13 protein-coding genes are annotated in these 23,022 nt (G+C 68.8%); 6 read left to right on the top strand and 7 right to left on the bottom strand.

Going from position 1 to position 23,022, the window contains the following annotated elements; all coding sequences use genetic code 11:
• Positions 1-11 precede the first annotated feature (11 nt).
• Positions 12-1,394, top strand: a complete 1,383-nt coding sequence (locus FBZ87_RS26120) for a DUF1329 domain-containing protein (protein WP_186454990.1) — start codon at positions 12-14, stop codon at positions 1,392-1,394.
• Positions 1,395-1,491: 97 nt separating this feature from the next.
• On the opposite strand, the gene FBZ87_RS26115 is transcribed toward FBZ87_RS26120, so the two are convergent.
• From FBZ87_RS26115 to FBZ87_RS26090, 6 genes are all read right to left on the bottom strand, one after another.
• A complete protein-coding gene (locus tag FBZ87_RS26115) occupies positions 1,492-2,235 on the bottom strand; it encodes an anti-sigma factor family protein (RefSeq protein WP_145613504.1) in 744 nt (247 codons plus the stop codon).
• Positions 2,232-2,777 (bottom strand): RNA polymerase sigma factor, encoded by a 546-nt coding sequence (locus tag FBZ87_RS26110; RefSeq protein WP_246134613.1) that lies wholly within the window; start codon positions 2,775-2,777, stop codon positions 2,232-2,234. Before FBZ87_RS26110 ends, FBZ87_RS26115 begins: the two co-directional genes overlap by 4 nt.
• Before the next feature lie 221 nt (positions 2,778-2,998).
• A complete protein-coding gene (locus FBZ87_RS26105; RefSeq protein WP_145613541.1) occupies positions 2,999-3,670 on the bottom strand; it encodes an exopolysaccharide biosynthesis polyprenyl glycosylphosphotransferase in 672 nt (223 codons plus the stop codon).
• Positions 3,671-3,672: 2 nt separating this feature from the next.
• On the bottom strand, positions 3,673-4,311 hold the full coding sequence (locus FBZ87_RS26100; protein ID WP_186454989.1) for a TetR/AcrR family transcriptional regulator: 639 nt from the start codon (positions 4,309-4,311) through the stop codon (positions 3,673-3,675).
• 112 nt (positions 4,312-4,423) lie between these two features.
• Positions 4,424-5,887 carry a capsule assembly Wzi family protein gene (locus FBZ87_RS26095; RefSeq protein ID WP_145613502.1) on the bottom strand — a complete coding sequence of 488 codons (1,464 nt, stop codon included), beginning with the start codon at positions 5,885-5,887 and terminating at the stop codon, positions 4,424-4,426.
• Between the two features lie 103 nt (positions 5,888-5,990).
• Complete coding sequence (locus tag FBZ87_RS26090) at positions 5,991-6,623, bottom strand: TetR/AcrR family transcriptional regulator (RefSeq protein WP_145613501.1); 633 nt, start codon at positions 6,621-6,623, stop codon at positions 5,991-5,993.
• A 94-nt stretch (positions 6,624-6,717) separates the two neighbouring features.
• Between FBZ87_RS26090 and FBZ87_RS26085 the strand changes: the two genes are divergently transcribed.
• Positions 6,718-7,386 (top strand): O-methyltransferase, encoded by a 669-nt coding sequence (locus tag FBZ87_RS26085; RefSeq protein ID WP_145613500.1) that lies wholly within the window; start codon positions 6,718-6,720, stop codon positions 7,384-7,386.
• On the opposite strand, the gene FBZ87_RS26080 is transcribed toward FBZ87_RS26085, so the two are convergent.
• Complete coding sequence (locus tag FBZ87_RS26080) at positions 7,373-8,200, bottom strand: isocitrate lyase/PEP mutase family protein (protein ID WP_145613499.1); 828 nt, start codon at positions 8,198-8,200, stop codon at positions 7,373-7,375. The two genes, FBZ87_RS26085 and FBZ87_RS26080, sit on opposite strands and share 14 nt — an antisense overlap.
• 420 nt (positions 8,201-8,620) lie before the next feature.
• On the opposite strand from FBZ87_RS26080, the gene FBZ87_RS26075 reads away from it, so the two are divergent.
• From FBZ87_RS26075 to FBZ87_RS26060, 4 genes are all read left to right on the top strand, one after another.
• The gene (locus tag FBZ87_RS26075; RefSeq protein ID WP_145613498.1) at positions 8,621-9,076 is read left to right on the top strand and encodes a (2Fe-2S)-binding protein; all 456 of its coding nucleotides are present in this window, start codon (positions 8,621-8,623) and stop codon (positions 9,074-9,076) included.
• 8 nt (positions 9,077-9,084) lie between these two features.
• Entirely contained in the window at positions 9,085-11,259 is a 2,175-nt protein-coding gene (locus tag FBZ87_RS26070; RefSeq protein ID WP_145613497.1) for a xanthine dehydrogenase family protein molybdopterin-binding subunit, read from the top strand.
• Positions 11,259-12,590, top strand: coding sequence for a cytochrome c (locus tag FBZ87_RS26065; protein WP_145613496.1), 1,332 nt, complete (start codon positions 11,259-11,261; stop codon positions 12,588-12,590). Before FBZ87_RS26070 ends, FBZ87_RS26065 begins: the two co-directional genes overlap by 1 nt.
• A 486-nt stretch (positions 12,591-13,076) precedes the next feature.
• Positions 13,077-23,022: MBG domain-containing protein (locus FBZ87_RS26060; protein WP_186454988.1), on the top strand; the 9,946-nt coding region annotated here is incomplete at its 3' end.

Below are 23,022 nucleotides of genomic sequence, written 5' to 3'. Positions count from 1 at the left end.
TACGCGAGCCCATGCGATCCACTGCCGTCCCGTCCCCCATATCGCTGGCCGCCGTCTTGCTGGCCACGCTGGCGCTGGCCTGCCAGCCCACCAGCACCCGCGCCCAGGTGACGGAGCAGGAGGCAGCGCAGCTGAAGTCCCGACTGACCCCGGTGGGCGCGGAGCGGACGGGCAACGCGGACGGCAGCATTCCGGCCTGGACGGGCGGGTTGAGCGCGCCGGGCCCTGCGCCCGCCGGCCCGCGCCCGGACCCGTTCGCGGCGGAAAAACCGCTGTTCTCCATCACCGCCAAGAACTTCCGCGATTATGCCGACCGGCTGCCGGAGGGGGCCAAGCGCCTGTTCGAGCGCGACGCCGACTATCGCATGGACATCTATCCCAGCCACCGCACGGCCGCGGCACCCGACTGGGTCTATGAGAACATCCGCCTGAACGCCACGCGCGCCCGGCCGGCGCCGGAAGGCATCGCCTATGGGGTGGAGGGGGCCGTGGGCGGCATCCCCTTCCCCATCCCGAAGGACGGGTTCCAAGCCATGTGGAACCACCTGCTGGCCTACTGGGGCCCCGCGCGCGAGGTGACGGTCAGCACCTATGTCGTGCCGGCGGACGGGGTGGTGGAAAAGGCCAGCGGCTATAAGGAGATCGCTGACTTCCCCTATTACTACCGCGACGCCACGCCCGACAGCTACGGCGGCTATTACTTCAAGACGCTGCACCTGGCCGTGGCCCCGGCCTCCCGCGTGGGCGAAGGCTACCTCAACTGGCAGCCCATCAACATCAAGCGCCACGACTTCGCCGCCTGGCGCCTGTTGCCGGGGGAACACCGCGTGCGCAAGGCGCCGGCCATCTCCTACGACGTGCCGGACACCGACGCCGCCGGCTATATGAGCGAGGATGAGTACTACATCTTCTTCGGCGGCCTGGACCACTATGACTTCAAGCTGATGGGCAAGGCCGAGATGTTCGTGCCCTACAACAACAACCGCCTGTACGCCAAGCCGGTGAGCGAGGTGCTGGGTCGCACCCATCCCAATCCCGACACGCTGCGCTATGAGCTGCACCGCGTCTGGGTGGTGGACGGCACCCTGGCCGCCGGCGCGCATGACGTTGTCCCGCATCGGCGGCTCTACCTCGACGAAGATACCTGGATGGCGGTTTACGGGGATTCCTGGGACGAGCAAGGCAAGCTGTGGAAGTTCGGACAGGCCACCATGTACCTCATGCCGGACGTGCCGGCGGTGGTGATCGGCAGCCAGTTCATCCACGACTTCGAACTGGGCGGCTACGCCTACACCTTCGCCTTCAATGGCGAGGCGACACCCTACACCGTCACCGCCCCGCACCCCGCCACCTTGTTCAGCCCCGACAGCCTGTCGGCAAGATCGGTTCGCTGATGGCCATTGACCGTCACTGATCAGCGGCCCTTCAGACGCTGGGCGGCGGATGCTGTCGCCTCCTGCAGCGGCATGCGGACCATGCCGCTGGTGCACCTCACGCCGTCAGGCCGACATAGGCCATGCTGGCCAGCTTCTGCATCACGGCGGCCGACATCTCCCCGGCCATGACCATGCTCAGTTGGTCGTCCTGCCAGATGCAGACGCGCAGGTTGTCGCGCTTGAACTGGTCGAAACGCACCGAGCCGTCGGAATGGCGCAGGTAGATGGTGAACAGCCGGTCGTCGGCGTCGCGGTAGGCCACCGTGGCCGCCTGCCCCTCCACCTTCACGCCGGCCAGGCGATAGCCGGCGCGGGTCAGGTCCGGCACCTTGATGTTCAGGGCCACGACGCGGCTGAGCGCCGCGTTGTAGGGGGCCAAATCGCTGGGTACAGCCGCCGGCACATCGCGCGCCGCCAGCGCCATCTGCACGACATCGCCGGCCGGCCCGCCCGCCGGGCGGCCCGCCAGGTAGGCGCCACCGCCCACCAGCAGCAGCACGACGGCGGCCACGGCGCCCAGGCGGCGCCAGTCGGCCCAGGGCCGGGCGGCGTGCCCATTGGCGGCAGATTGCGCCAGGTCGATCAGGTGCTGCGGCACCGGCCGGTCGATCAGCGGGCTGTATAGCCGCTTCATCATGGCCTTGTCGGCCTCGTACCCGGCCAGACGCTCCGCCAGGGCGGGGTCCGCCAGCAGGGCGGCCTCGACAACGCGGGCGCGGTCTTCCGGCAGCTCGCCATCCAGGAAGGCATGCAGGTCGACCTCCGCGATGGAGGGATGGTTGGGGGTCTGGTCGCTCACTTTCGGTCTTTCGATACTGGGTGCTGTTGGCCCAGGGGCAGCGGGATGATCTCCGCGCCCTCGCCTTGCATCACGCTACGCAACCGCTCACGGGCCCGCGCCAAGCGCGACATCACGGTACCCACCGGAATGTCCAACTCCTCCGCGATCTCGCGATAGTTCAGTTCCTCGACACTGGACAGCAGCAGGATTTCCCGATGCTCCGGCGTCAGCCGGCTGACCGCCTTCACGAAGTCCCGCGCGGCCCCGACGTCGGTCGGCGGCGCGCTCAGTTCCACATGGTCGGCCAACTCGGTGATGTCCTGCTCCTCCCCCCGGCTGTTGCCGCGGCGGATCTCGTCGGTGTACAGGTTCCGCAAGATACGCCGCAGCCAGCCGGAGATGCGGGGCAACTCCCGCAATTGCGCTGATTGGCGCAGCGCGCGTTCCACACAATCCTGGACCAGATCATCCGCCAGCGCGGCATTGCCCACCAGCGCCAAGGCGTATCGCCTCAGCGCCGGCAGCTGCATGACCAGGGCGTTCGCGAATTGTTGGGACACGGCTTAGGGCTCTCCGACACGGGACATGTCGAACCAATGGAACACCTCGCGCCCGTGCCTAAGCCGCATCAGCTTACGTCCATCTTCACCGGCATCCCAGGGGCCAATTCCCCGGTGGATCACGGTCCTCTCATCCCTAAGACGGATGGCCTTCCGCGTTTATTCCCCGGGGCAACCGCTATGCGTTCGAAATAGTGCCGGCGAAATAGTGCCGGGCGTCGTCAGCACGCCTTGCGCCGGCTCAGCACCACCAGGGGCGTGCGGGCCAGGATCTTGAGGTCCAGGGCCAGGCTCGCGTTATCCACGTACCAGGCGTCCAGGTCCACCCGCGCCTGCATGTCCGCCACCTGGGGCGTCGCCCCGCGCGCGCCGTTTACCTGGGCCCAGCCGGTGATGCCGGGCCGCACGTTCTGGCGGTAGAGATAATTGGGGATACAGGCGCGGTAATAGTCGTCGTGGGCGGCGGCATGGGGCCGTGGCCCCACCAGGGACATGTCCCCCGACAGCACGTTCAGCAGTTGCGGCAGCTCATCCAGGCTGGTCACCCGCAGGACGCCGCCCACCCGGGTGACGCGGGGGTCGCCCTCGATGGCCTGCACCACGTCGGCGCCATCCTCCAGCACGTGCATGGTGCGGAACTTCACGATGTGGAAGGGCTGGCCCGCCAGGCCGATGCGCTGCTGGCGGAACAGGATGGGCCCCCGGCTATCCAGGCGGATCAGCAGGGCGATCAGACCCAGCAGCGGCAGGCAGGCCAGCAACAGCGCCAGGCTGAGCGTCATGTCCAGCACGCGCTTGGGCGTCAGGTGCCGCCGGGCGCGGGGCGGCAGCACCTCGACCGCGTCGGCCCGCGGCGCCGGCTCCGGCATCCGCAACGGCTGGGGCGCCGTCATGGTCACGCGGCGGTCCCGGCAGGTGTGGCTCCGGCAGGTTCGATAACGGCAGGGCCGGCCCAGGCGGTAACCAGCGCCCAGGCGGCCTGGTACAGGGCGCCGGTCAGGTCCGCCTGCGGCAGCTGGCCGCCCAGGTGCAGGACGGCAACGCCATGCAGGGTGGACCACAGCAGGCGGCCCAGGATGACCGGATCGGCGCACGTCGGCCCCACCGCCGCGAAGCCGGCAACGTGGGCGGCGAAGGCATCCTCCACCCGGCGTTCCTGGCGCCGCACTTCCGCCACCCCGGGCACCCGGGCCGGCGCCAGGGTGAACATTAGGCGATAGCGCGCGGGCTCGGCGGTCGCGAAGGCGCCGTAGGCCGTGACCAGGCGGGCCACCCGCTCCTCCAGCGTGCCGCCGTCCCGCGCCTGGTCCAGCGCGTCGGCCAGGCAGGCGAAGCCGTGGGCGCGGACGCAGGCCAAGATGGCCTCCTTATTCTCGAAATAGCGGTAGGGCGTCATGACGCTGACGCCCAGGCGCTGCGCCAGGTCCCGCATCTTGAACCCATCCAGCCCCCGGTCGGCGAACAGGCCGGCGGCGACATCGCGGACACGATCGCGCGGGGTGGTGGTCTTGGCGCAGGCGACGATGGACGGCATGGATCCTCCGGCAGGCAACGTGGGGATGGCTCCCCTCATTCCCATGACGGATACGGACCGCGGGTTTATTCCCATGAGCCCGCGCTATTTTCACAACGCGATGCGCCTCCCCCTATAACGCGATGCGCAGCGCCGCCTCCACCGCCGGCAGGAAGCCATGGTCCGGCCGCGCCTGGTCGTCCTGGACGCTGCCGCGCAGATCCAGGGTGAAGTGGCGGAACGGCAGGCTGAGGCGCCCTTCCAGGATGTTCACCTTGATGGGGACGGGGCTGACGATGTTGGCCCCGGCCGACTGCGCCGTGCCGATGACGGCGTGATGCAGGGTCATCTCATAAGTCCAGCCGTCGGCATCGCTCCAACTGCCCTGCAGGGACAAGAGGCGGGAATCATCGTCCAGGCTGAAGCCGATGGTGCGGCCGCGATAGCGCATGCCATCGGGGTAGCCGCCGTTGGTGTAGGAGAAGCCGTAGATACGGCTGGCGAAGCTGAAGATGTCGGTGGTGGAGATGCTGTCGGCATACTCCGCCGTCAGCCGCAGGGGGCGGCCCGCCAGGGGTACGAAGGCGGTGGCGCCGAACAAATGGCTGGTGCCGGAATGGGTGATGGGGGAGCTGTCCTCGTTCATCAGCTGCATATAGGCCTGGACCGGCACGCCCCACAGGTCGTGGCTATACTTGATGTCCACCACGCCCTCGTCATTGGTCCTGTTGACGTCGGTGGGGGAGTTGTTCAGCTGGAAATACTCCGCCGGATCACATGGGTGCCCCTGGCCGCAGATCTCACCCGTGCGCGCCAGGCCGATCTCCAAACCCGGGGCCGGGTTGACGGTGACGCGCAGGGCGTCGAACACCGTGTTCTTCTGCAGGCGCGGGCCGTCGAGAAGGCCCAGGAAGAATTCCGCCTGCCATGGCCCCAGCCACTCCAGCACCGGCCAGGTCGAGGGGGAGGTGTCCAGGCGCTGGATACCCACCTGGGGCATGGGCCGGGCGTTGTTGGACAGGGTCAGGGCCGAGATCCAGCCCGGTCCCCACCAGTGGGTCAGCCAGCCGCCGTAGACCAGGGCGTCGCCCGCCTTCACCGCCAGATAGCTGTCATCCAGCGCCAGCTTGGTGGCGCCCGTCTTGAAGTCCTGGGTGTAGCTGCCCACGGCCAGCCGGGCGGCCACGGTGTTGGAGCTGTAGGACAGCGCCACCTGGGTCTGCCCCTCCCCCCGGCCCAGACTGTCGAAGCCGTGCACCAAGGCCGGCGCGTTGGTCAGGTCCAGGCTGGCGCTGGTGCTGAAGCCCGGCCGGTTCTCGCGCATCGCGCGGCCCAGCACGCGCAGGGCCGCCACCTGCACCGCATCCGGCTGGGCGTCCAGGTCGGCCGCCTTCAGCGCGGGCACGATGGCCGTCCAGGGCAAGGGCCATTGCGTGGTGACCCCATCGATCAGGCCGGCCGCCGCCAGCATTTCGATATCACCGCGCAATTGGTTGTCGCCCACCTCGCCCCAAGGCGAGGCGCTGGCCAAACCCGTCGTGCCCAGCAAAAGAAACAGCGCGCCGGCCAGCCGCCGGCCCATCGCCCCGGTCCGCATCCTCAGGGTCCCACATGGCCGAACCCGGCCCCGCCATCGGGGCCGCGCGCCACCTTAAAACCAAGGGAAAACGGCGGGATAGGACGTAACTTCGTATACAGGCTCAGCCCTGGTCCAAGCTGCGGAGATAGGCGCAGAACATGTCGGCCATGGCGTCGGCATAGGTCGATATCTCCGCATCCGTGCGCGGGGTTTCGGAATAATCCTTGCCCACTTGGCTCACGGTCGTCTTGATCAGGTCGCCCGCCATGGCGCGCACGGCGTCGGTGGCGTGGGGCAAGGCCTCGCGCATAAAGGTCGCGACGACGTCGTCGGCCGATCCCCGCGCCTCCTTGGCCTCCGGCGCGTCGCGGTAGAGGGGTGCCGCATCAGCCAGGGCCCCCCGCATCTCCGCCTCCTCACACTCCGACTTCAGGAAAGCGTGGACCAGGGTGCGCAGCCGATCCAGCGGCGGCCGGGTGCGATCCTCCAGGATGGCGCGCAGCATATCGGCCGTCTGCCGCCATTCATCGCTTTGCAGCCGGAACAGGATGGCGGCCTTGTTGGGAAAATACTGGTACAGCGACCCGACGCTGACACCCGCCTTTTCCGCCACACGGGCGGTGGTGAAGCGGGCCGCCCCCTCCTTCGCCAAAACCTGAACAGCCGCCTCCAGGATGGTGGCGACCAGCCCGGCGGAACGGGCCTGCTGCGGCTGCTTTCGTGAGGAAATGCGGGGGCTGGCGCGGTCGGGCATGGCGGGCCGGGGCAATGCGAATAGGGAACATGACGAATTAGTCGTATTTTGAGGGCGGCGCAAGACCGCGCCGCGTCAACCCGGATTTATCCCCATGAGCACCCTGACCACCGCCCCCGTGGCACCCTTGCTGGACCGCCTGTTCGCGGAGGCCGCCCGGATCACGCCCTCCTCCATTCCCGGCGTGGCCGACATGATGGCGCGCGGCGACCATACCCACCTGATGCGCAGCAAGACCGAGTACCGCAGGTTCTACAGCGCCCTGAAGGACATGCCCCTGGCGGTGTCGCGTGAGGCGGGAACGCTGCTGTACATGCTGGCGCGCGGCTCGAACGCACGCACGGTCGTGGAGTTCGGCACCTCCTTCGGCCTGTCCACCCTGCATCTGGCGGCGGCCCTGCGCGACAATGGCGGCGGCCGGCTGATCACCACGGAGTTCGAGCCGTCCAAGGTTGCCCGCGCCCGGGCTAACCTGACGGAAGGCGGCCTGATCGACCTTGTGGAAATCCGCGAGGGCGACGCCCTGCATACCTTGGCCGCCGACCTGCCGCAGACCATAGACCTGCTGCTGCTGGACGGCGCCAAGGCCCTCTATCCTGAGATCCTGGACCTGGTGGAGAGCCGCCTGCGGCCGGGCGCCTTTATCCTCGCCGACAACGCCGATCACAGCCCGGACTATCTGACCCGGGTGCGCGATCCCGCCAACGGCTATCTTTCCCTGCCCTTCGGCGAGGATGTGGAACTGTCGATCAAACTGGGCTGAAGGCGCCAAAGATCTCGTTGAGTTGCTTGCCGGAGGCGCCGGCGGCCAGCCCGTCGAACGATCCGCCCCGCAGCGTCTCCGCCGCGCGCAGGAAACCGCCCCAGGCGGCGCGCGCCAGTCCACCGCCAACGCTGACCCGGCGCACGCCCCAGTCGGCGATTTCCGCCAGGCTGGGGCCCGGGCGCATGACCAGCAGGTTCACCGGCTTGGGCGCCACCGCGCGGACCAGGGCCACGACGTCGGCCTTGTCGACCAGGCCGGGGGCGTAGAGGCAATCGGCGCCCGCCTCGGCCAAGGCCACCATCTTGTCGATGGCCTCGGTCACGCGGGACGGGTCGCTCAACAGGATCTCGGTGCGGGCGACCAGCAGGGCGTGTGCATCGACCTGGTCTATGGCGGCCCGCGCCGCGCGAATGCGCTCCACCGCCGTGGCGGTGTCGTAATGGCCGGGCTGGCCGTCGGCGCGGATGTCCTCGATCGACAAGCCCGCGACACCAGCCTCAACCGCCATGCGAATATTGGCCGCCAGATCACTGATTTCATGAGCAAAGCCAGACTCATAATCCGCGTTGACCGGCAGGTCGGTCGCCGGCACCAAGGCGCGCAGGTGCTCCAGCACCTCGTCCCGCGTCACGCCATAATCCGGCCGGCCTTGCGTCCAGGCATAGCCTGAACTGGTCGTCGCCAGGGCCTTGAAATCCATGTGCTGGAGCATCCGGGCGCTGCCCACGTCCCAGGGGTTGGGCAGCATGAAACAACCGTCCTGATGCAGGGCGCGGAAGGCCGCGCGCTTTTCCGTGATGGTGCGTGTCATGGTCCGTTTCCCTCCCGTTGGTGACGGACAGTCCATCCACCGTCACCTGTCGGCAAGGATGACGATCACACCCTCTGACGCCGCGCCAAATCAGCAAGACACCGCCTGGGGCAAGAGGTGGTCAGGATGGCGGCGAAGTCCCTGATGGTCCGCGACTAACCATAAACATCGTTGCACAGCGGGCAACACTTCGCAGGCAAAAATGGTGGGGAAATGAAAATTTATCTTATAATACAATAGCATATGAGAGCCCGCCGCCATTGCTACGTCCCGTCGATGGTCCCACCCCCGCCCGCGGTATGATTCCGGAACCGCACCGTTCTGCGCGAAGCTCTGTGACACGCGCCTTCGTTGCCGGCGCCGCTCCGCAGACGGTGCCGGCAACGGATGGGCAAGGGCCGCCAGCACGGGAAAAAATCCATGGTCAAGCTTTCGATCAACGGCACCGTCCACGATGTGGATGTGGAGCAGGACACGCCGCTGCTCTGGGTGTTGCGTGATGTCCTGGGAATGACGGGCACCAAGTTCGGATGCGGCGTCGCCCAATGCGGCGCTTGCACCGTCCATCTGGATGGAACCCCCGTTCGCTCCTGCCAGACGGCCGTCGGGGACGTGGGCGATATGGCCATCGTCACCATCGAAGGCATCGGCGCCACCCCGGCCGGCGCCAAGGTGCAGAAGGCCTGGATGGACCTGCAGGTGGCGCAGTGCGGCTACTGCCAGTCGGGCCAGATCATGTCGGCCGCGGCGCTGCTGGCGCAGACGCCGGCGCCCAATGACGCCGACATCGACGCCGCCATGGCGGGCAACATCTGCCGCTGCGGCACCTATGTCCGCATCCGCGAGGGCGTCAAGCACGCCGCCTCTCTGACGTGAGGTGCACGATGGACAAGCATCTTTCCACGCCCGGCACCTCCCGCCGTGACGTGCTGCGCGGCCTGGCCTGCGGCGGCCTGCTGCTGGCCGTCGACCTGCCGCTGGGCCGCCTGGCGGTGGCGGGCGAGAACGCCCCCGCCGTGTTCGCGCCCGACGCCTTCATCCGCATCGCCGGTGATGGCACCGCGACCCTGATCATGCCGCAGGTGGAAATGGGCCAGGGCATCTACACGGCCATGACCATGCTCATCGCGGAGGAGCTGGATTTGCCATTGGGCGCCGTCCGGCTGGAGGCGGCACCCGCCAGCGACGCGCTTTATGGCAACCCCATCTTCAAGATCCAGGCGACCGGCGGCTCCACCTCCGTCCGCGCCTACTGGACGCCCATGCGCAAGGCTGGCGCCGCCGCGCGCGCCATGCTGGTGGAGGCCGCGGCCAAGCGCTGGCAGGTGGCGCCGGCCAGCTGCGAGACCCGGGACGGCACCGTTCTCCATACCGCCAGCGGCCGTTCCCTACCCTATGGTGATCTGGCCGCCGCCGCCGCGCGCCTGACCCCGCCCGCCGACCCGCCGCTGAAGGATCCGAAGACCTTCCGTCTGCTGGGCAAGACCCAGACCCGGCTGGACATCGAGGCCAAGGGCAACGGTTCCGCCAAATACGGCATCGACGCCATGCCGCCCGGCGTGAAGTTCGCCACCCTGGCCAGCTGCCCTGTACCCGGCGGCAAGGTCAAGAGCGTGGACGACGCCCAGGCCCGCGCCGTGCCGGGAGTGCGGCAGGTGGTGGTGCTGGACGATTTGGTGGCCGTGGTCGGCGATCACATGTGGGCGGCCAAGAAGGGGTTGGACAAGCTGGCCATCGTCTGGGACGAGGGGCCCAACGCCACGCTGTCCACCGACAGCCTGCGCGCGGCCATGCATGAGGCCGCGAAGCAACCGGGCGTGGTGGTGAAGAGCGAAGGGGCCGACGCGCAGCCGGGTGCACCCGGCGTGATCAGCGCCAGCTATGAGCTGCCCTTCCTGGCACACGCGCCCATGGAGCCCATGAACTGCACGGTCCACCTGCGGCCGGGCGCCTGCGATGTCTGGACCGGCACCCAGGTGATGACCAAGGCCCAGGCCATGGCGGCGCAGGCCGCCGGCCTGAAGCCCGAGCAGGTGACCGTCCACAACCATTTGCTGGGCGGCGGCTTCGGCCGCCGGCTGGAGGTGGACATGATCGACAAGGCGGTGCGCGTCGCCGCCCACGTCGATGGTCCGGTGAAGGTGGTCTGGACGCGGGAGGAGGACATCCAGAAGGCGATGTACCGTTCCACCTATGGCAGCTGGCTGTCCGCCAAGCTGGAGAACGGCAAGCCGGTGGCCTGGCGCCACACGGTGGTGGGTCCCTCGGTCATCGCCCGATGGCTGCCGCCGGCCTTCACCGGTGGCATCGACATCGACGCCATCGATGGCGCCAGCGACCAGCCCTATGCCGTCGGCGGCTTCCACGTCGAGTACGTCCGTCATGAGCCACAGGGCGTGCCCACCTGCTTCTGGCGTGGGGTGGGCCCCAACAACACCGTCTTCTCCGTCGAAAGTTTCATCGACCGGCTGGCGCGGGAAACCAAAAGCGATCCGCTGGAATACCGCCGCGCCCTGCTGGGCGCCAACCCCCGGGCGCTGCAGGTGCTGAACACGGCGGCGGAGCGTGCCGGCTGGGCCACGCCCCTGCCGCCCGCGGCGGGCGGGCGCGTAGGCCGGGGCATATGCCTGCAGACGGTCTTCGGCAGCTATCTCGCCACCATCGCTGAGGTGGCCGTGCGGGATGACGGCGAGGTGCAGGTGCGCCGCCTGGTCACCGCCGTCGATTGCGGCATGGTGGTGAACCCGGACGGCGTGGTCTCGCAAATCCAGGGCGGGCTGGTCTTCGGCCTGTCCGCCGCCCTGCATGGCCAGATCACCTTTGAGAAGGGGCGCGTGCAGCAGAGCAATTTCCATGATTACCGCGTCGTCCGCATCGATGAGATGCCGGCGGTGGAGGTGCACCTGGTGCCGTCCACCGAGGCGCCCGGCGGCATTGGCGAGCCCGGCACCACCACGGTGCAGCCCGCCGTGGCCAACGCCATCTATGCCGCCACGGGCGTGCAACTGACACGCATGCCCATAGACCGGACACTGCTGGCCAAGGGGGGGCGGACCTGATGCGCGGAAGCACAAAAAGGGCGGCCCTGCTGGCTGCCGGGATCATCGTCGTGGCGGGCGCCGCCGTGCTTGGCCGAATGATGTTCCTGCCCGGCCCACTGGATTTCGCCGGCGGCCACCAGGTCAGCCTGGCGGATTTCAAGGGCCCCTCGCCCACCGGCGTGCCCAAGGAACTGGCCAACGCCGCCCTGCTGGAACGGGGCGCCTACCTGACCGCGGCGGCCGACTGCCAGGCCTGCCATACCGCCGAGGGCGGCACGCCCTACGCCGGCGGCCGGCCGTTCAAGCTGCCCTTCGGCACCCTCTATACCCCCAACATCACCCCCGACGCGGAAACGGGCATCGGCCGCTGGAGCGATGCGGACTTCCTGAAGGCGGTACACAAGGGCGTGGCGCCAGGGGGGCGGCATCTCTACCCCGCCTTCCCCTACGCGTCGTACACATTGATGACGGACGAGGACGTGCTGGCCATCAAGGCTTATCTGTTCTCGCTGGCGCCGGTGCGGCGGCAGAACCTGCCCGACACCTTCGCCTTTCCCTATAACCAGCGCTGGCTGATGATCTTCTGGGGCATGCTGTTCAACCCTGACCATCGCTTCCAGCCGGTGGCTGAGCGCGGTCCAGAATGGAACCGCGGCGCCTATCTGGTGGAAGGGGCGGCGCACTGCGGTGAATGCCATACGCCGCGCACCCCGTTCCAGGCCATGGACACCCGGCGCAAGTTCGCCGGCGGCCAGGCGGAGGGCTGGAACGCCTACAACATCACCCCAGACACGACGTCGGGCATCGGCGGCTGGTCGCCGGAGCAGATCGAGGCCTATCTCGCGCATGGCCACGCCAAGGGCAAGAGCGTCGCCTCCGGCCCGATGCGCGAGGCGGTGGAGTTGAGCTTCTCGAAGCTCAGCCCGTCGGACATCGCGGCGATGCGCAGCTATCTGCAAACCGTGCCGGCGGTGCACACCAGCCTTCCCGCCGCGGCCGGCCCCGCCCCGCGGGAGCATGGCGCCACCGTGGCCGACAACCTGGACGGCAAGCGCATGTTCGAAGGCGCCTGCGCCAGCTGCCACGCCTGGAGCGGCGCCGGCGTCAATTCGGCAGAGGCCCAGCTGACAGCGAAGCGGGCGGTGAACGACCCAAGCGCCGCCAATGTGGCCCTGATGATTCTGAAGGGCTCCGGCCCCCAGGTCGCAGGCCGGCCCTATATGCCAGGCTTCTCCGGCGCCTATTCAGATGAAGAGATCGCGGCGGTGGCCAACTATGTGACCGCACGCTTCGGTGCGGCCGCGTCGAAGATCACGCCCGGCGATGTCGCCAAACTGCGCCTGGAATAGCGCGACGGCTCTTCGCCGGCCAGCGGGTGGGGGGCGAGAGCGCCCCCCACCCGGGTGCCCACATGGGATTCCTGAACCGGAAGCCGCCGCCTGATGGCCGGTAGTGGCGTGGCTGCGTTAACCACGTATGCCTTACGGGTGTATGCTACTAATCGCGTCAATGACTTGAGGATAATTGGCAGCATAACTGCCGTACACTTTCGACAATTTCTATAAATTGCGCGCATCGGTTGCGTTATGGTCCCGGTGCTAGTCGTCAGCCGAACGGTTGCGTGACTGGCGGCGTATTCGCGAACCGGGGCGGGACCCGTGACGCGGTGTCGACGGCCGGGGCAGGACCGTCGCCCGCATGGCGCCCCCCCGTGAGCCTGATACGCCACAGGTTTCGGGCCACAGGTTCCAGGGGCGGACAGCATGGGTTCTCGGGTTGGGATGGGGATGCGAGGGAATGCCCCGCAAGGCGGTGCGGCGCGCGCTGAAGGCCATATGATCTTCTCACCAGAGCCTCAGCGGCGCGGCCGCCGGGCGGCCTTGCTGGCCGGCACGGCCATGGCCCTCCTGGCCGTCACCGCCGGACCGGCCCGCGCCGGCAGCGGCCCCACCCTGCCCACCGGCGGCGCCTTCCAGGCCGGATCGGGCAGCATCAGCGGCGGCCCCGGCAGCCTAACCGTCAATCAAGGCAGCCAGCGCGCCATCATCGACTGGAAAAGCTTTTCCATCGGCCAGGGCGGCACCGTCAGCTTCAACAACGGCAACGGGGCCACGCTGAACCGTGTCACGGGCGGCAACCTGTCCACCATCCTGGGCACGCTGAAGGCCACGGGCACGCTGTACGTCATCAACCCGGCGGGCGTGGTCGTGGGGTCCAGCGGCGTGGTGGTCACGGGCGGCAGCTTCACCGCCAGCACGCTGGACATCGCCAACGACGCTTTCATGGCCGGCGGCACCTTGCTGTTCAAGGGCGACACGGATGCCGAGGTCAGGAACCTGGGCAAAATCTCCTCCACCGGCGGCGACGTCCTGCTGATCGCGCGCAGCGTGACCAACGACGGCACCATCACCGCGCCCAACGGCACCGTGGGCCTGGCCGCCGGCCAGAAGGTGCTGCTGAAGGACGGTGACGCGGGTGAGCGCGTCTATGTCCAGGTCGGAGGCGGCGACGTCACCAACACGGGCGCCATCGCGGCGGCCCAGGCGGAGCTGAAGGCCGCCGGCGGCAACATCTATGCCCTGGCCGGCAACGGCGGCGGCGTCATCCGCGCCACCGGTACCACGGTCAAGGATGGGCACATCTGGCTATCGGCCAGCGGATCGACGGAAACGGCCACGGACCAGGGCGGCGCCGTCACCGTCGCCGGCGCTTTGGCGGCGACCAACGCCGATGGCAGCGGCGGTACCGTCATCGCGACGGGCAAGTCGGTCGCGATGACGGCGGGCGCGGTGATCGACGCCAGCGGCACCACCGGGGCCGGCGGTACCATCCTGCTGGGCGGCGACCGCCAGGGCGGCAGCGATGCGGCCAGCAAGCTGGTGAAGCAAGCCGTGGCCACCGCCGCCCAAACCACCGTCGCGGCCGGTGCCACCCTGAAGGCCGACGCGGGCGCCAAGGGCAACGGTGGCAACGTCATCGTCTGGTCGGACCAGTACACCGGATTCGCCGGCGCGCTCAGTGCCAAGGGCGGTCCCCGTAGCGGCAACGGCGGCTTTGCCGAAGTGTCCAGCCACAAGCTGCTGGACTTCACCGGCGCGGTGGACCTGACCGCCCCGCTGGGCGCCGTCGGCCAGCTGCTGCTGGACCCGGAAAACGTCACCATCTCCACCGGCAGCAATTCCAACAGCAGCCTGTCCGGCGGCACGTTCACCCCGACAGGCAACAGCTCCGTCATCAACACGACCACGCTGCAGAACACCCTGGCCACGGCCGACGTCACCATCACCACCGGCAATACGGGCAGCCAGACGGGCGACATCACCGTCGCCAACAACGTCACCTGGTCCGCCAGCCACAGCCTGACGCTGTCCGCCTATCACAGCATCATCTTCAACGGCGGCACGCTGAGTCACACGGCGGGGTCCGGCGACGTCACCCTGCACGCAGACAACACCGGCACGGGCAGCGGCACCGTCACCTTCACCAGCGGCGGCGTGGCCATGACCGGCAGCAGCGGGTCGGTGAATCTTTATTACAACCCCACCAGCTACGCCTCACCCACCAGCTACGCCGGCAACGTCACCCTGGGGTCCGGCGCCCTCACGACCTACATGCTGGTGAATACCGCCCAGAATCTGCAGGATTTGTCCACCAACCTGTCTGGCACCTATGCCCTGGGCCGGGACATCGACGCCAGCGGTACCGCCGCCTGGAACGGCGGCGCTGGCTTCGCCCCCATCAACAGCTTCTCCGGCACCCTGGACGGCCAGGGCCACACCGTCACCGGCCTGACCATCAACCGCCCCACCACCGTCGCAGTGGGCCTGTTCGGCGACACGCCCACAGGCAACGGTCCCAAAGTCAGCAACTTGGGCCTGGAGGATGTGAACATCACCGGCTCCAACCGTGTGGGCGGTGTGGTTGGGCGCGCCAACAACGGCGGCTCCGTCACCAACGTCCACGTCACCGGTTCCATCACCGGCTATGGCGACTTCATCGGTGGCCTGGTCGGCCAGGACGACCAGCAGTCGATCAGCAACAGCTGGACCGACGTCACCATCACCGTCCCAAAAGGCTATAGCGGCACCGGCATCGGCGGCCTGGTCGGTTGGCAGCGCGCCGGCGCGCTGACCAACGTCTATGCTCTGGGCACCGTCTACGCACCCAGCGCGAGCCGGGTCGGTGGCCTGGTGGGAACGAACGGCTTCATCGGTTCCGGCCAGGGGGCCGCCATCACCAACGCCTACGCCACCGGCAATGTCACAGGCAACGACGCCGTCGGCGGCCTGGTCGGCATTTCAGAAGGTGGCAGCATCACCACCAGCTACGCGACCGGCACCGTCGTCGGCGTGACCAGCGTGGGCGGCCTGGTCGGCATCAACGCCAACCCGATCACCACCAGTTGGGCCAGCGGCAGCGTCACGCTCAGCAGCGGCAGCGCCGGCAGCGTCGGCGGCCTGGTGGGCACCAACGGCGACAGCGTCAGCTCGGGCAGCATCACCAGCAGCTATTGGGACACCTACAGCACCGGCCGCGCGGCGGCGGTGGGCGCCGTCGTGGGAGGCAGCACGAGCAGCGCCGCGGCCGTGACCAGCGACCCGGCGCAGTCGGCGGCCAGCACCTACGCCTACAAGGCCAGCGCCTACGGCGCTTTCAACTTCACCACCGATTGGTGGTTGAGCGACGGCGGCACCCGGCCCCTGGGCCTCTGGGAATATTCACTGACCATCAGCAATGCCCACCAGTTGCAGCTGGTCGCCCACGACCTGACGGCCAGCTACACCCAGAGCAACGACATCCGCATGCCGGCGCCGACCGCCGGCGGCATCTGGAAGTCCACCGCCGGCAGCGTCCCCGCCGGCTTCATCCCCCTGGGCACCCCTTCGACACCCTTCAGCGGCACCTATGACGGGCAGGGGCACGCCATCGATGGGTTGACCATCAACTACGGTGGCGGCAGCAACACCTACATCGGCTTGTTTGGCGGCAACACCGGCACCCTCAACAACATCAGCCTGACCAACGTCGCCATCACCGTCACCAACGCCGACAGCCATGTTGGCGCCCTGGTCGGCGCCAACGGCGGCGGTCATATCGTGAACGCCTATGTCACCGGCACGTTGAATTTCCAGGGCGGTGGCGGCTACGGCGTCGGCGGTATCGTGGGGATACAGTACAACGGCGGAACCATTACCGGTTCCACCTCGATGGCTGACGTCAATCTCAGCTTCGTCAATGGCGGGCAGGGTTATGCCGGCGGCGTTCTGGGCGTTACCGCCGACCTGAGCGCCACGGCCATCAACACATCCTACGCCGGCGGCACCATCACCGTCACCGGTGGCAGCGGGGTCGGTGGCCAAGCCCTGGCGGGTGGCCTGGCGGGGATATCCACCAACATCTCCAACAGCTATTCCACCGCCACCGTCACGGAAACCTCTGGCAGAAGCGTGGATGAAATAGGCGGCCTGGTGGGCCAGAGCGCCACCGGCACCATCAGCAACAGCTACGCCAGCGGCGCCATCAACGCGCCAGGCACGAAGATCGGCGGCCTGATCGGCTTCAACGTCAGCGCCACCGTCAACAATTCCTATTGGGATCAGCAGACCACCGGCCTGTCCAGCGGCGTCGGAAGCGGCAGCGCCACAGGCATCACTGGCCGCACCACCGCCGAGATGGCGGTTCAATCCAACTTCAGCGGCTGGGATTTCAGCAACACCTGGTACTTGCCCGCCGGCCTATCCCGCCCAGTCCTGCGCGCGGAGGCCAGCACCACCATCCGCAACGCCCATGAACTGCAACTGGTGGCCCTGAACCCCACCGCCCGCTACACCATTGCCAATGACATCAGCCTGGCCACCCCCCTCGCCAACACCGCTGACATATGGGGCGGCGGGTTCATGCCCATCGCCAGCTTCTCCGGCGAATTGTCCGGTCAGGGTCACACCATCAGCGGCCTGACCATTACCGGCAGCGCCACCAATAGGGGCCTGTTCGCCTCCACCACCGCCTCGGCCAAATTGGCCAACCTGGCGCTGACCAGCGTCTCCGTCTCCGGCGGCAACAACGTGGGCGCGCTGGTAGGCTCGGCCACCGGCACCACCATCAGCAACATCACCGTTTCCGGCACGGTCAGCGGTGCCAGCCAGGTGGGCGGCGTCGTGGGCAGCGCCACCGGCCCCATCAGCTACGCCGGCATGTCGGGCACGGTCAGCGCCACCGCCGACAGTGTCGGCGGCGTGGTGGGTTTCACCAATGGCACCATCGCGGACAGCTGGTCCACCGCCGCCGTCAGCAGTTCGGGCACCAGCAGCCACGGTCTGTACGTGGGCGGCCTGGTGGGACAAAGCACCGGCACCATCAATCGGTCCTGGGCATCCGGCGCCGTCAGCGGCTGGACCGACGTCGGCGGCTTGGTCGGCCTCGCCTCTGGCAACATCGCCACCTCCGGCGCCAGCGGCAACGTCACCGGCGGGGGCAGCGTGGTCGGCGGGCTGGTGGGAAACCTGTATGGCGCCAGCCTGACCAACACCTACGCCACCGGCGACGTCACCGGCTTTCAGGAAGAGGGCGGGCTGGTCGGCATCATCCAGGTGGCGGGCGCCAGCATCAACAACAGCTACGCCAGCGGCCGGGTCAGCAGCACCATTGGCAGCATCTACACCAGCGGCCTCGTGGGCCTGTCCAGTGTGACATTCACCGCCAGCAATTCATTCTGGGACGTCACCACCACGGGCCGGAGCTACGGCGCCGCCTCCGGTGGCAGCGGCCTGACGGTGACCGGCTTCACCGGCCTGACCGGCACCCAGGGCTTCACCAGCACCACCTTCTCCAACGCCGGCTGGGACATGTCCGGCACCTGGTACATGGTGGACGGCGGCACGCGGCCGATGCTGGTGGCGGAGGCGTCGGCCACCGTGCGCTCGGCCCATCAGCTGCAGCTGATGAACTTGAATCCCGGCTTCGGCTACACCCTGGCCAACGATATCAACCTGGGCGGCGCCCTGTCGGCGACCGGCGGGGTGTGGGGCAGCGGCGGCTTCTCCCCCATCGACAGCTTTACCGGCACATTCGATGGCGGCGGCCATAGCATCAGCGGCCTGACCGTCAATCTGCCCAGCAACACCGACGTCGGCCTGTTCGCAACGACCAGCGGCATCGGCTACCTTCACGACCTGTCACTCAGCACCGTCTCGGTCACCGGCGGCAGCGCCGTCGGGGCCCTGGTGGGCAACGCCGGCGGCGGTGTCATCAGCCATGTCACCGTGACGGGCAGCATCGCGGGCGGCAGCACCGTCGGCGGCCTGATCGGCAGCATCACCGGTGGCGCCCTGCTGCAGGATGCCAAGGCCGACATCCTGATCACCGCCAGCGGCACCGATGTCGGCGGGCTGGTCGGCAACAGCAATGGAACCATCCAGGACAGCTACGCCCTGGGGGGTATCCGCATGACCGCCGCCGGCAGCGCCCAGTCCGTGGGCGGCCTGGTGGGCAACAACAGCGTCGACCTGGTCAACAGCCTGATCGGCACCATCACCGACGATTATGCGCAGGTGGCGCTGCTGGGCGCGGTGAAGAGCGGGTCCGCCGCCGGCGGCCTGGTGGGCACCAACAGCGGCACGGTGGCCCGGACCTACAGCATCGGCGCCCTGGCCCTGACCGGCACCACCACCTTGGGCGGCCTGATCGGCAACAACGCCGGCACCACCAGCAACAGTTTCTATGACACCGAAACCTCCGGCCTGTCGGTCGGCATTGGCGGCGGCACCACCTCCGGCGTCACAGGGAAGACGACGGCCCAGATGCAGACGCGCAGCGCCTTCACCGGTGCCGGATGGGATTACACCACGCCCGTCTGGGGCATGGTCGACGGCGTGACCCTGCCCTACTTCACCTGGGAGCATTCGGGCGGCGTCCAGATCGTCACCGGCACCGCCTACAGCGACGCCGCCGGCAGCACCTTCGCCGTCGCCAACCGCGTGAGCGCGCTGACCAACGGCACCAGCCTGGGCAGCGGCTTCACCGGGGCCAACGGCTATTACTATATCCTGGCAGACGGCAGCCCCATCACCGGCGGCAATCTGGTGGCCTACCTGAACCCGGCGCTGGGCAACACCACGCTGGGCAATGCCGTGCACCTGACCACCAGCGGCGGCACCACCACCGGCCTGACCGTGCTGGGCAACACGGTGCAGATGACCAGCGACGGCCCAGCGGTCAGCACCAGCGCCCTGGCCGGCGCCCGGCCCACGGGCATCGATTCCGCCTTGCTCTACACGGTGTCGGGCAGCACCGTTACGCTGTCCGCCAACGCCAGCCTGGACATCGAGGCCGGCAGCCACGCCATCACCATCGATGATGCCCTGACCGTCAGCGGCACCGGCACCCTGACGCTGAACAGCACCGGAACCAGCACCCAGTCGGCCGCCATCACCACTCCCAGCCTGCTGCTGCTGGGCAGCGGCGGGACTTGGCAGTTGGGCAGCCTGTCCGGCGGCAACAGCATCAACAGCATCGGCACGCTGGCCGCCAACACCGGCAGTGTGCTGATCGGCTCCAACACCGCCCTGGCGGTGGGAAGCGTGGGCACCACCGACGGCATCACCCTGACCGGCGGCCTGGGTTTCACCGGCGCGAGCACCAGCGTCACCCAGACCCAGGCGATCAGCGCCGGCGGCCTGGCGCTGGAGGGCGGCAGCTACACCCTGACCAACACGGGCAATGCGGTCACGCATTTCACCGCCAACAGCGCCACGTTCAGCGTCGTCACCGCCGGCGCGGTTACGGTGGACAGCGTGACCGCGGGCGGCAGCAGCTACAACGGCCTGACGCTGAGCGGCACGGGCAGCAACAGCCTGACCGCCGGCGGCAACCTGACGGTGGCGACCCCCACCAACACCGCCACCCTCGCGGCGGGCGGCACCCTGACCCTGACGGCCGGCGGCGACCTGACCGTCACCGACACCAGCTTTGCGGTCGGTACCGGCAGCGGCACCAGCACCCTGACGCTGGTGGCCGGCAACAATGTCACCGTGCAGGGCACCTCCAGCGCCATTACCGTCAACGGCATCGTCGGCGCCGGGCTGGACCTGTCCCTGTACGCCGACAGCGACAGCAGCGGCACCGGCGGCATCACCCTCAGCCGCGTCAATATCCTGACCAAGGGCGGCACCTTGGCCCTGGTGGGGGGCACCGTCGTCAGCGACCCCACGACGGCCGGCAACGCCCACAGCACGGGGACCAGCGCCACCGACGACGCCGCCATCAGCATCACCAACAGCGCCATCAGCCTGGAGGGGGGCAGCGCCATTCTGAAGGGTGACGGGCAGGCCAGCGTCACCGGCACCTCCTCCGGCATCGCGCTGAACAGCAGCAGCCTCACCACCAGCGGCGGCGGCACGCTGACCCTGACCGGCAGCGCCACCACCAGCACGGCCGCCGGCGCGCACCTGGGCCTGCAACTGGTGTCCAGCACCTTGCAGGCGGCGACCGGCACCATCACCCTGACCGGCACGGCGGCGGCTGGCCCCAGCGGCAACACCGGCCTGCTGATCAACGGCGGCGGCGTGACCGCCACCACGGGCGCCATCACCCTGACCGGCACGGGTACGGGCGGCACTGGCCTGAGGCTCTACGGCGAAACGGTCAGCACCACCACCGGCGCCATCACCCTGACGGGCAGCGGCACCACCGGTGCCGGCCTGGTGCTGGGCGACGGCGGCAGCACAGCCGCCAGCCTCGGCAGCGGCACGCAGGCCGGCGCCATCACGCTGACCAGCGACGACTTCGCCCTGTCCAGCGGCGCGGCCCCCACCGTCACCACCACGGGCACGGTGACCCTGCGCCAGCAGTCCACCGACCGCGCCCTGGCCGTGGGCGGCAGCGTGACCGGCGCCGACGTGCTGAGCGCCGCCGGCATCAACGGCATCACCGCCGGCACCCTGGTCATCGGCCGCACGGATATCAGCGAAACCGCCGGCTACACCATCGCGGGCGCCATTGCGCCCACCCATGTCACCACCCTGTCCCTGGCCACGGGCGGCACCATCACCCAATCGAGCGGCGCCACCATCACCGCCACCAACCTGGCCGTGCGCGCCGCCGGCGACATCAGCTTGGCCACCGCCGCCAACAGCGTCGGCACCCTTGCGGCCACCACCAGTTCCGGCAGCGTCAGCTTCAAGGACTCAGGCGCCTTGACCGTGAGCACGGTCGACGGCCTGAGCGGGGTCACCGCCATCACCACGGTGCAACTGACGGCCGGGGCCGACAGCCTGCTGACCGTGTCCCAGGCCATCTCCGGTACCGGTGTCACCCTGACCACCGACCGTCTGAATCTGGCCAGCGCCGTGACCGCAACGGGCGGCGGCACCGTCACCCTCGCCCCGGTCACCAGCGGCTGGACCGTCGACCTGGGCAGCGCCAGCGATGCCACCACCGGCACGCTGGAACTGTCGGCGGCGGAACTGGACCGCATCACCGCCGGCACCCTGGTGGTGGATCCGCCCGTGTCCGGCGACATCATCCTCAGCGCCGCCATCGCCCCGGCCCATGCCAGCACCCTGGTGCTGGAGGCCGGCGGCACCATCACCCAAGCCAGCGGCGCCACCATCACCGTGGGCAGCCTGGGCCTGGACGCCGGCGGCGCCATCACCCTGACCCAGGCCAACAGCGTCGGCACCCTGGCGGCCACCGCCGGAGGGGCTATGGCCTTCACCAACGCCGGCGCGCTGACCATTGGCACCGCCGGCGGTATCAGCGGCATCACCGCCACCGGTGGCGTCACCATCACCACCAGCGGAACGCTGACCTTGGCCAACGCGGTCACCAGCCAGGCCACCGGCGATGCCGTCACCCTGTCGACCACCAGCGCCTTCATCAACACCGCCGGCTCCAGCGCCATCACCGCCGCCAGCGGCCGCTGGCTGGTCTATTCCGCCACCTCCGCCGGCGACACCTTCGGTAACCTGGACAGCGGCAACACCGCCCTGTGGAACCGCACCCTGGCGTCCGGCACGGTGGCGGTCGGCGGCAACCGCTATGTCTTCGCGGAACAGCCCACCTTGGTGATCACGGCCAGCGACGTGACCAAGACCTACGGCCAGGATGTCAGCGGCACGCTGGCCTACACGCTGTCCGGCGGCGCGACCGGCGTGGCCCACGCCTATCTGGGCGGCACCAGCCTCAGCACCGCGCCCACGCTCACCTCCACCGGGGCCGGCAGTGGCGCCAACGTCGGCGGCTACACCATCACGGCCAGCGGGGCCGCCACGACGGACGGCTCGGCCGTCAGCTACGTCGCCGGAACCCTGACGGTGAACAAGGCGGCCCTGACCGTCACCGCCAACACCACCACCGTCACCTATGGCCAGACGCCCACCCTGGGCGCCAGCTACAGCGGCTTCGTCAATGGCGAGACGGCGTCGGCCTTGGGCGGCACCCTGACGGTCAGCGGCGCCGGCACCAACGCCGGCAGCTACACCCTCACCCCCGGCGGCCTCACCAGCGCCAACTACGACATCAGCTACGTCGCCGGAACCCTGACCGTGAACAGGGCGGCTCTAACCGTCACCGCCAACAACGCCACCATCACCTACGGCCAGACACCCAGCCTGGGCGCCAGCTACAGCGGCTTCGTCAACGGTGAGACAGCGTCGGTCCTGGGCGGCACCCTGACGGTCAGCGGCGCCGGCACCAACGCCGGCAGCTACACCCTCACCCCCGGCGGCCTCACCAGCGCCAACTACGACATCAGCTACGTCGCCGGAACCCTGACCGTGAACA

This window comes from Nitrospirillum amazonense (assembly GCF_007828035.1).
In the GTDB taxonomy this organism is placed as follows: Bacteria; Pseudomonadota; Alphaproteobacteria; order Azospirillales; family Azospirillaceae; genus Nitrospirillum; species Nitrospirillum amazonense.
The sequence above is the reverse complement of the archived record's forward strand: the minus strand, read 5'-3'. Positions and strand labels throughout refer to the sequence as shown.